Origin of the sequence: Alteromonas sp. AO-Serp, from assembly GCF_017849675.1 — a bacterium.
GTDB lineage: Bacteria > Pseudomonadota > Gammaproteobacteria > Enterobacterales > Alteromonadaceae > Alteromonas > Alteromonas macleodii.
In genome coordinates this window covers 1-10033 of the sequence record NZ_JAFLMX010000125.1, presented here as the reverse complement: position 1 = coordinate 10033, position 10033 = coordinate 1, and the positions used below count along the sequence as shown (strand labels likewise).

Here is a 10033-nt window from a genome sequence, read left to right as displayed (position 1 = left end):
ACTCGCTAGAAAAACCAACTCCTGAAAAGCCAAGCATAAAGAAAGCAGGCACTAAAAAGCGCCATTAGAAGAAAATAGCGTTGGAAGTGTTGGGTAGCAGCGAGAAATTAAGTTATCGTTTTAATCGCTGTGGATTATCTTACTTTATCAACACAATGTAAATGGCGATCCCGATCGATCTTTTCGATCAAAACAACAAGCAACTGATTAGCAAGCTTTTTTCTTTTAGATCAAATCAAACTATAACGAGAAAAATTCATTCTAAATTTGTGCTAAAAAACCGTTAGATCACCTTGCTTTTTATATCTATCTCTGTGTTTTTCACAACGCACTGTGGATAACCTAACCAAATTTTACGCGTTATTCACAGACGATTTGTACGAAAACTGCGTTATCGATTAAGCTATCGATTAGAAAATGCAAAAATTGTTCACTTATTCATCCGAAAAGCGAGAATATGCATTGACAGCACGCCCCGAGATCTCTAGAATTCAGCGTCCTTTTTCGATGGGCTTTTCTGGTGAAAACACCACATTGTTCTGGCAACAGCATAATGTGTTACCAAAAACGCCTATGTTTAACTAAATATAAGTGAGACTTTGGTCATGAAAAGAACATTTCAACCGAGCAATCTAAAGCGCAAGCGTTCTCACGGTTTTCGTGCTCGTATGGCGACTAAAAATGGTCGTAAAGTACTAGCAGCTCGCCGTGCAAAAGGCCGCGCTCGTCTTTCAGCTTAATTGAAAGACGCCAAAGTGGGCGAGAATAATTTTTCTAGGGAGTTACGTCTGTTAACTCCCACCCACTTTACCTATGTGTTTGATAACGCAACCCCAGCTGTATCTCCCTCTTTTACTGTCCTAGCCAGAAAAAATACACTTTCAACTCCTCGTTTAGGCATTACGCTCGCGAAAAAACGTATCCGTAAAGCTCACGATAGAAATCGTTTGAAGCGATTAGTCAGAGAAAGTTTTAGGCATAAACAGCACAACTTACCCAATGTCGATATTATCGTTATTGGCAAGTCTGGCGCTGACAACCTTAGCAACCAAGAAGTTTTCGCTACATTGGACAAGCTATGGAAAAAATTAAACAAGCGTTGCGGCAACTCTTAATTGCAGTGCCTTTGGCATTGATAAAATTTTATCAATGGTTCATTTCCCCTATGTTAGGGCAACGATGTCGTTTCCATCCTTCTTGTTCTTGGTATGCTATAGACGCATTAAAAACGCACGGATTAGTAAAAGGCGGTTGGTTATCTATTAAACGCATATTAAAATGCCACCCTTTGCATGCCGGCGGATATGATCCAGTGCCGGAAAAACAACAAGATAAACACTCAAAATAAAGAGACCTCTATGGAATCGCAACGTAGTTTTCTGATAATTGGCCTTGCGCTAGTTAGCTTTTTGCTTTGGCAATCATGGCAAAAAGATTATGGGCCACAGCCAGTTGTGCCAGTTGAGCAACAACAAACGCAAGAGACATCACAAGGCGTACCGTCATTTAATGAAAATGGCAGCGAAGATGTACCAAGTAGTGATAGCGTTCCTGCTGCACAACCTATCGCAGCGGCGCAAAGCTCAAACCGCATTATTGAAGTTAAAACCGATACGCTAGATTTACGCATCGATTTGCTAGGTGGCGATGTGGTATCAGCAGACTTACTTAAGTTTCCGGTAGAGCAAGGTTCGGATATTCCTTACAGCCTACTTCGCTCTGGCAACGGTCTCTATGTAGCGCAAAGTGGTCTAATCGGTGCTCAAGGTCCAGATGCCAGCAGCAGTGGCCGCCCTGTTTATAACGCGCAAAGTGAATTTTATGAAATGACTGGCGACACCCTTGTTATTCCTCTTACGTGGAAAAACAACCAAGGTTTGTCAGTTACTAAAACTTTCACTTTCACTAAAGGTCAGTACGACGTAAACGTGAGCTATAACGTTGAAAATGGTACTGGCAGCGCAGCAACGGTTCAGCCGTATGCACAGCTTAAACAAGTGATGGAGTTTGAAGACGACAGCAACATGTTTATGCCAACGTACCGTGGTGCTGCATATTCAACAGAAGATGACCGCTACCAGAAGTACTCGTTTGACGAGATTGAAGATGACAACCTACGCGAAACCACGAAAGCGGGTTGGGTTGGCATGCTTGAACATTACTTTGTATCAGCATGGGTACCTTCACAAGAGCAAACTAACACGCTTTATTCTCGTAACCTGAAAAATCAGTATGCGGTAATTGGTGTATTGTCTCCGTCTGAAAGCGTAGCGCCTGGTGAAACCAAAACCCTTGCATCTACCCTTTACATGGGTCCTAAAGATCAAGAAAGCCTAGCGAAAATTGCGCGCGGATTAGACCTAACCGTTGATTACGGTATTCTTTTCTGGATTTCACAGCCGCTGTTCGCCCTTCTTACCTTCCTTCATAGCCTAGTTAATAACTGGGGTGTGGCAATTATCCTTATCACTATTGTAGTAAAAGGCGCGATGTACTGGCTAACTAAGAAGCAATACGAGTCAATGGCACGTATGCGCAACTTAGCACCTAAGATGCAGCAGCTAAAAGACCGTTTTGGCGACGACAGACAAAAAATGTCTCAAGCTATGATGGAGCTTTACCGCAAAGAGAAAGTAAACCCAATGGGCGGTTGCTTACCTCTTCTTCTGCAAATGCCTATCTTCCTTGCGCTTTACTGGGTACTGATGGAAAGTGTTGAACTACGCCATGCAGACTTTGTGCTTTGGATCACTGACCTTTCTACAAAAGACCCATACTTTGTGCTGCCAATTCTAACTGGCGCAAGTATGTACCTATTGCAAAAACTTCAGCCAACCACCATTACTGATCCAATGCAGCAGAAAATCATGCAATGGATGCCGGTAGCAATGAGTGTATTCTTCCTGTGGTTCCCTGCAGGTCTGGTACTATACTGGCTAGTCAGTAACGTGATTACCTTGGTTCAAGCCAAAATGATTTATGCTTCAATGGAGAAGCGGGGCATCAGCAGTAAATAACACGCTGATCAATGAATTATACAGCCCGCCTATGCGGGCTGTTTTGTCTTAAGAGGAATAACCTGTGCCATCATTTGATATTGTTTCTGAAATCAACATGGAAGAAGTACGCAACGCCACTGAAAACGCAAGCCGTGAGCTATCAACGCGTTTCGACTTTCGCGGAATTGACGCGAGCTTTGAGTACAAAGATAAAACCGTGGTCATGAAAGCTGAAGCTGAATTCCAACTTCAGCAAATGGAAAGCATGTTTAGAACGGCGATGTCTAAACGTAACGTCGACACTTCATCTATGGATGTTAAACCCTACGATGCCCACGGTAAAACTTACCGTCAGACCATTACCTTTAAAGAAGGTATTGAGCAGCCGATGGCGAAGAAGATTGTGAAGCTGGTGAAAGACGCCAAAATCAAAGTGCAAACGGCTATTCAAGGCGAAGAACTTCGCGTAACAGGTAAAAAGCGTGATGATTTGCAGCAAGTGATTTCGCTGGTTAAAGAGTCGAACTTAGGCCAACCTTTCCAATTTAAGAACTTCCGCGACTAATTATGGAATCACTCACCCTTTCTACCGACACTATTACCGCACAAGCGACAGCGCCCGGTCGTGGCGGCGTAGGTATTGTGCGTGTTTCAGGTCCTAAGGCTAAAGCTATCGCAGAGGCGTTAGTACCAAGCGCACTAACACCACGTCTTGCGACCTATACGCCGTTTGTTGATGCTAACAACAGCGTAATAGACCAGGGCATAGCACTGTTTTTTAAAGGGCCTAATTCATTTACCGGTGAAGATGTACTTGAACTGCAGGGCCATGGCGGTCAAGTTGTCATGGACATGCTGATTGATGCCGTACTTGCAACGGGCCATGCCCGGCTTGCCAATCCAGGTGAATTCAGTGAACAGGCCTTTTTAAATGATAAGTTAGACCTTGCTCAAGCAGAGGCGATTGCTGACTTGATTGATGCAAGCTCTAAACAGGCAGCCAAAAGTGCGCTGCGCTCGCTACAGGGTGAGTTTTCTACACAAATTCAAACGCTATCTGACCAAATCGTGCATCTTCGTATGTACGTAGAGGCGGCCATCGATTTTCCTGAAGAAGAAATTGATTTCTTATCTGATGGGAAAGTATCAGGTGACTTAAGCGCAATTATGCAAAGCTTAACCAAAGTGCGCGAACAGGCTAAACAAGGCACCTTGTTGCGCGAAGGTATGCAGGTGGTGATTGCGGGGCGACCTAACGCCGGTAAATCGAGCTTATTAAACGCCCTGGCAGGACGAGATAGCGCCATTGTTACCGATATCGCTGGTACCACGCGAGACGTGCTTAAAGAGCATATTCACATTGATGGTATGCCGGTGCACATTATCGACACAGCAGGACTTCGAGAAAGCCCAGATAAAGTGGAACAAATTGGTATTGAGCGCGCGTGGCAAGCTATCAATGAAGCGGACCACGTATTATTCGTTGTAGACTCTACCGCAACTGCTGTTATCGACCCTTATGAAATATGGCCAGAATTTATGGCCCGATTGCCACAAGGCATTCCCGTTACCGTAGTTCGCAACAAAGCCGACCTTAGTACCTTAGATATTGGACAAAGCACGGTTGCCACCGAGCAAGGCGATATCTCAGTCATTAATCTATCAGCCAAAGAAGGTAGCGGCGTCGACACGCTAAAAGCACATCTGGCAAAAACCATGGGCTTCGATACTACAACTGAAGGTCAATTTATTGCGCGCAGACGACACATAGACGCACTCGACCAAGCCTACAGTTATGTAAGCACAGGCGAACAACAACTGCATGACGCTATGGCGGGCGAGTTACTCGCTGAAGAATTGCGCTTGGCTCACCAGGCACTATGTGAGATAACCGGTGAATTCACGTCAGACGACCTACTTGGTAAGATTTTTTCATCGTTCTGTATTGGTAAGTAGCGCAACCAATAAAGTTATAAGTAAGATGGTGAATAACGTAACGGATAAGCCGTACTTACGTTAAGACGACAATTGTAAATAGAGAAGCGACCCAGTAATGAGCAAGCATTTTGAAATCATCGTTGGCACCATGTTAGGTGCCGCAGAATATGTGGCTGATGCCATTGCGGAAAAACTTGATGCGAGCGGGCACACCCACACTATTCACGCAGAACCAAATTTAGATGAGATTAAAACAGAATCAACGTGGATCGTGTGTACATCAACCCACGGTGCTGGCGAATTACCTGACAACATCCAGCCGTTCGCAAAACAGCTAGAGGGCGCGGATTTAAGCGCAGTAAATGCCTACGTTATTGGGCTAGGTGACACCAGTTACGACACCTTTTGTTTCGGCGCAAAAGAAATGGAAAAGCATATTAAAAACGCAGGTGGCACGTTAATTACCGACGCGCTATACATCGATGTGCTAGAACACCCTATCCCTGAAGATGCCGCCGTAGAATGGTTTGACGAAAAGCTGGCCAATGCTTAACAAGCGTTTTTACGTGGAACCAATGCGATGAACAGCAACCTTACCCAAGCTGAACTAGCGGCGTTGCAATCTCCCCTTTCTAACGATTGCCGGGTACTGTATTTACTTGGGCTTCGAACAGGTGCAAATTCGGCAACGACATCGTCGGCACCTATTGATTATAAGCAATTATTGAATTTGCTAAACGGCGACAGCAAAGACGAGCCTTACCAACGCGGTCGTCAAATCAATAGCTTGGTGAAGCAGCTTGAACAAGTGGGTTTGGTTGCCCTGCCCCTTGAACTTGATCTTGAACATACAATCAACGGGAAAACCCTGCTTCTTCCGCTTCTAAGCGAGCCGCAGTCAGACTTCGACCAACTACATGCCCGTCATAGCGCCATGACCCCTAACTGGACGCCCAACAAGGCGTTGTTTGAAGAAATGGCCTCGCTACTTGGTATTATCGATAAAACATTTGATGACAACGAAGTGGGTGAATTCATTGCTTATTGGTTGGGAAGGCCAAGTTCGGTGTTTAGCGAATTTCAATGGACACAAAAGTTTGCCAACAATATCAAGCGCAAGCGTCTCGCTTCAGGCTACGCCCCAACAAAGGTGGTGGGAACGCAACAAGTGAAAGTTGCAGCCGGCATAGAAGCAGATGATAATGCTAGAAAGCTGGTGGAAAAGTATGCCGCAACTAAGAAGAGTTAATTCGTTATGGATCGTATAACCGACAAAATTGCTAATTTAGCGAGAGCGCTCAACAAAGACGTCGATCCCAATCGTGAATACATCGACTATAAAACGCTGCGTAAGCAGTACGAGGCGAAAGCGAACGAAGAAGTATCACAACTACAGCAGCGTAGTAAAAAAGCCCGTGTAGAGGCTATTCATGGCCGTTCTGATCTGAATCCTAAATGGACCTTCGCCAACTTAGTTGAAGACAGTGACGATGTGATTGAAGCCGTTTCGATAGCTCAGTCTTTTATTGCTGCCCATGACGACCCTGCATGGCGTCAAAGCGGCTCGCATATGATGCTGTTTTACGGCGATTACGGTCGTGGTAAATCACATATTGCCGGTGCCATTGCCCATCAACTTATAGAGCAGTACGAAATTTCAGTGCTTTATCGTCAACTGTCTACACTGCTTGAAATGCGCAATTTCTCGTTTGATTTTGGGGCTTCGGACAACGCGGGGCAGCGCTTCAGGGAGATCAATCAGGAACTGCTAGACGTTGATCTGCTTATTCTTGATGAGGTGTGTGTAAACGAAAGCGTGTTAAAGAAAAATGCGCAGAGTTGGTTTGGTAACCTGCTTAGACAGCGCTTAGTAAACAAGAAAAACTGTATTTTGATCACCAATCACAATTTAGCCGAACTTGAAAATGCCCTTGGCCCCTATTGTTTTGAGTCGATAAAAGAATACGATACTTACAAGGTTAGGTTCCAAGGCCCAAGCCGCCGTGAAGGCTTAACCATTGAACAAGAAGACATGCAAGGCTCTGTTTCACAGCCACGCTATCAACCCAACCAGGTGCGTTAATAGCACCTGGTTTCCTATCTCTCTCAAAACGTTCCCCTTACTCTGCTAGGTCTTTTCCTTCATTAAACCTTATTGCATGTTCCTGTTATGCCAGGTAATAGCGAATAACTTAGCCTATTGATCACGCTTTTCACCAAAACAATACGGTTTCAATTCATAGATACACTCAACGATCTCCTGCAGTTAAACAAGTAACCATTCTTAAAGACCGACTTCTTCCTTGTAAAAGTGACTGTATTTTGGTCATTTCCTATGTTTTTCTCCTGAAAAATGGGCTGTTTTGAAAAAATAATCTTGTCGTTCATAAAAACGTGCACTTTTTTTGAAGGTGTTGATAAATGCGATCGGGCGATCTAATCACAGCTTTTGGAAAAGATCTCCTCCACAATATGATCACGCTATAACGCACGTATCTACACGATCTTTTGATCGCGATACATAAATAGCAAACATTTTATCCCCAGTTGGATCACATCTTGATCACCCCTGTGGATAGGATCCTACAAACCACTGTGCATAAGCTTTGATCGAAAAAAGAATAACTTTTCAAACGATTCGGGGTGTGGATAAAAAGGCCATTTATACACAAGTTTGAGGTAGGGTTATGGATCGGGGTTTCCCAATGTTATTGATCGCGTAACTTGATGATCTTTATGTGCTTTGATCGGTTACCCACAGATCTTGATGATCCTAATAAAAGTAAAAATAAACAGATCTAAAAGAGATCTTAAGATCTTATAATTCGATCACACCTTTTCAAAAACAGGTTTTGAGGAAAATTTAATCATTTTCTTTATCCAATAAGTCAGATAAAATACGCGCCCTTTTTTCAGCAGTCTCTGCGTGAGAAAAATTAGTTTTTAATCGGCTTATCGTAAGTTAATAGTGAGGTTTAACCATGTTTTATGCTGAAGCATTTGATGTCATCGTTGTAGGTGGTGGACATGCAGGTACAGAAGCGGCACTTGCAGCTGCTCGCATGGGTGCAAATACGCTGTTGCTCACTCACAATATTGAGACGATAGGCCAGATGTCGTGTAACCCTGCAATTGGTGGGATCGGTAAAGGCCATCTTGTAAAAGAGATCGATGCGTTAGGTGGTGCAATGGCACTGGCTATCGACAAAGGTGGTATTCAGTTTAGAACATTGAATTCTTCTAAAGGCCCAGCTGTTCGTGCAACGCGTGCGCAAGCGGACCGTACGCTTTACAAAAACGCTATTCGCGACATTGTTGAAAATCAAGAAAACCTAACCTTGTTCCAACAGAGCGTTGACGATCTGATTGTTGAAAACGATCAGGTATGCGGTGTTGTTACGCAAATGGGCTTGAAGTTTAAAGCCAAGTCAGTGGTACTGACAGTGGGTACTTTCCTTGGCGGAACCATTCACATTGGCCTTGAAAACTATCGCGGCGGTCGTGCCGGCGATCCACCGTCTATCGCACTTGCAGATAGACTACGTGCCCTTCCGTTTCGTGTTGACCGTTTAAAAACTGGGACACCAGCAAGACTTGATGCTCGCTCGTTAGATTTTTCTGTAATGCAGCCTCAACCTGGTGACAATCCTACGCCGGTATTTTCGTTCATGGGTGATAGAACCATGCACCCTACACAGATCCCGTGCTATATCACCCACACTAACGAAAAAACCCACGATATTATTCGCGGGGGATTAGATCGCTCACCCATGTTTACAGGGGTTATCGAAGGTATCGGACCGCGCTATTGCCCAAGTATCGAAGATAAGATCACCCGTTTTGCAGACAAGACATCACATCAAATTTTTGTTGAGCCAGAAGGTTTAAACAGCATTGAAGTTTATCCAAATGGTATTTCAACCAGTTTGCCATTTGACGTACAGATGAACCTTGTCCGCTCGATCAAAGGTTTTGAAAATGCGCACATTGTTCGCCCGGGTTATGCGATTGAATATGATTTCTTTGATCCACGCGATCTGAAACAAACACTGGAAACGAAGTTTATTCGAGGTTTGTTCTTTGCTGGCCAAATTAACGGTACCACTGGCTATGAAGAAGCGGGTGCGCAAGGGTTAGTAGCAGGCGCAAACGCAGCGCTACAAGTTCAAGAAAAAGACCCGATGATTTTACGCCGCGACCAAGCATACATGGGCGTACTTATCGACGACTTAGCCACCATGGGTACGAAAGAGCCGTACCGCATGTTCACTAGCCGTGCAGAATACAGACTTCTGCTTCGTGAAGACAATGCCGATAGCCGCTTAACCGCGATGGGCCGAGAGATTGGTCTTGTTGATGATGCGCGCTGGGCGAAATTTAACGACAAGATGGAAGCGGTAGAAAGTGAACTGCAGCGTCTACGCGGACAGTGGATCCACCCTGATCACGCGGCAACGCCAGAACTCAATACCATGCTGAAAAATCCGGTGAGTCGTGAACATTCTCTTGAAGAGCTGATCCGTCGACCTGAAATGACTTACGGTCAGTTAATGGAAATTGAAAGTGTTGGCCCAGGTCTTGAAGATCCGATTGCTGCAGAGCAAGTGGAAATTCAAATTAAGTACGCCGGCTACATTGCCCGTCAAATGGATGAAATCGCGAAAACGCAGCGACACGAAAACACCCTGTTGCCAGTTGATATGGACTTCAGCAAGATTTCTGGCCTATCGAACGAGGTTGTTGCTAAATTAACCGAAGCCAGACCGGAAACAATCGGTAAAGCATCGCGTATTTCGGGCATTACTCCTGCGGCCATTTCTTTGCTGCTGGTCTACCTTAAAAAACACGGGATGTTGCGCAAGCAAGAGAAAATTAGTGCGTAAAACACGCGCTTAACTCAACGCATTACTCGCAGCGCTTAGTTTTTCCTATTTATTCGCGTATTATGATAATCATAATCGCTTAAACAACGCGAAAACTAGAAAAACTCGGCGCTTTTCACACCGTCCCAATTCACCAATTTACGTTCGTTGTGCGGCTTTGATGAATTCAGGTGCATTTTTCAAGCGCACTTGTATCGAGCATGAAGAGCTGCA

The 10033-nt window shown here is 44.6% G+C and carries 11 protein-coding genes; all 11 read left to right on the top strand.

What is annotated here, in order from left to right; all coding sequences use genetic code 11:
• Nucleotides 1-417 precede the first annotated feature (417 nt).
• The gene (locus tag QVA83_RS09470; protein ID WP_155279887.1) at nt 418-585 is read left to right on the top strand and encodes a hypothetical protein; all 168 of its coding nucleotides are present in this window, start codon (nt 418-420) and stop codon (nt 583-585) included.
• A 20-nt stretch (nt 586-605) separates the two neighbouring features.
• Nucleotides 606-740: a 50S ribosomal protein L34 gene (rpmH, locus tag QVA83_RS09465; protein ID WP_014290886.1), complete on the top strand. Its 135-nt coding sequence runs from the start codon at nt 606-608 to the stop codon at nt 738-740.
• A 15-nt stretch (nt 741-755) separates the two neighbouring features.
• A complete protein-coding gene (gene rnpA, locus QVA83_RS09460) occupies nt 756-1115 on the top strand; it encodes a ribonuclease P protein component (protein ID WP_015000154.1) in 360 nt (119 codons plus the stop codon).
• Nucleotides 1100-1348, top strand: coding sequence for a membrane protein insertion efficiency factor YidD (gene yidD, locus QVA83_RS09455; protein ID WP_014951464.1), 249 nt, complete (start codon nt 1100-1102; stop codon nt 1346-1348). Before rnpA ends, yidD begins: the two co-directional genes overlap by 16 nt.
• A gap of 10 nt (nt 1349-1358) precedes the next feature.
• Complete coding sequence (yidC, locus tag QVA83_RS09450; protein ID WP_061486880.1) at nt 1359-3017, top strand: membrane protein insertase YidC; 1659 nt, start codon at nt 1359-1361, stop codon at nt 3015-3017.
• 64 nt (nt 3018-3081) lie between these two features.
• A complete protein-coding gene (locus QVA83_RS09445) occupies nt 3082-3564 on the top strand; it encodes a YajQ family cyclic di-GMP-binding protein (protein WP_039228889.1) in 483 nt (160 codons plus the stop codon).
• A gap of 2 nt (nt 3565-3566) precedes the next feature.
• Nucleotides 3567-4955 (top strand): tRNA uridine-5-carboxymethylaminomethyl(34) synthesis GTPase MnmE, encoded by a 1389-nt coding sequence (gene mnmE / locus QVA83_RS09440; RefSeq protein WP_071816526.1) that lies wholly within the window; start codon nt 3567-3569, stop codon nt 4953-4955.
• A 97-nt stretch (nt 4956-5052) separates the two neighbouring features.
• The gene (gene mioC, locus QVA83_RS09435) at nt 5053-5490 is read left to right on the top strand and encodes an FMN-binding protein MioC (protein WP_014977843.1); all 438 of its coding nucleotides are present in this window, start codon (nt 5053-5055) and stop codon (nt 5488-5490) included.
• 27 nt (nt 5491-5517) lie between these two features.
• Complete coding sequence (locus QVA83_RS09430) at nt 5518-6186, top strand: DnaT-like ssDNA-binding domain-containing protein (protein ID WP_015000151.1); 669 nt, start codon at nt 5518-5520, stop codon at nt 6184-6186.
• Nucleotides 6187-6192: 6 nt separating this feature from the next.
• The gene (locus QVA83_RS09425; protein ID WP_014951458.1) at nt 6193-7020 is read left to right on the top strand and encodes an ATP-binding protein; all 828 of its coding nucleotides are present in this window, start codon (nt 6193-6195) and stop codon (nt 7018-7020) included.
• Nucleotides 7021-7918: 898 nt separating this feature from the next.
• The gene (gene mnmG / locus QVA83_RS09420; RefSeq protein ID WP_039228881.1) at nt 7919-9820 is read left to right on the top strand and encodes a tRNA uridine-5-carboxymethylaminomethyl(34) synthesis enzyme MnmG; all 1902 of its coding nucleotides are present in this window, start codon (nt 7919-7921) and stop codon (nt 9818-9820) included.
• The last annotated feature ends 213 nt before the right edge of the window (nt 9821-10033 follow it).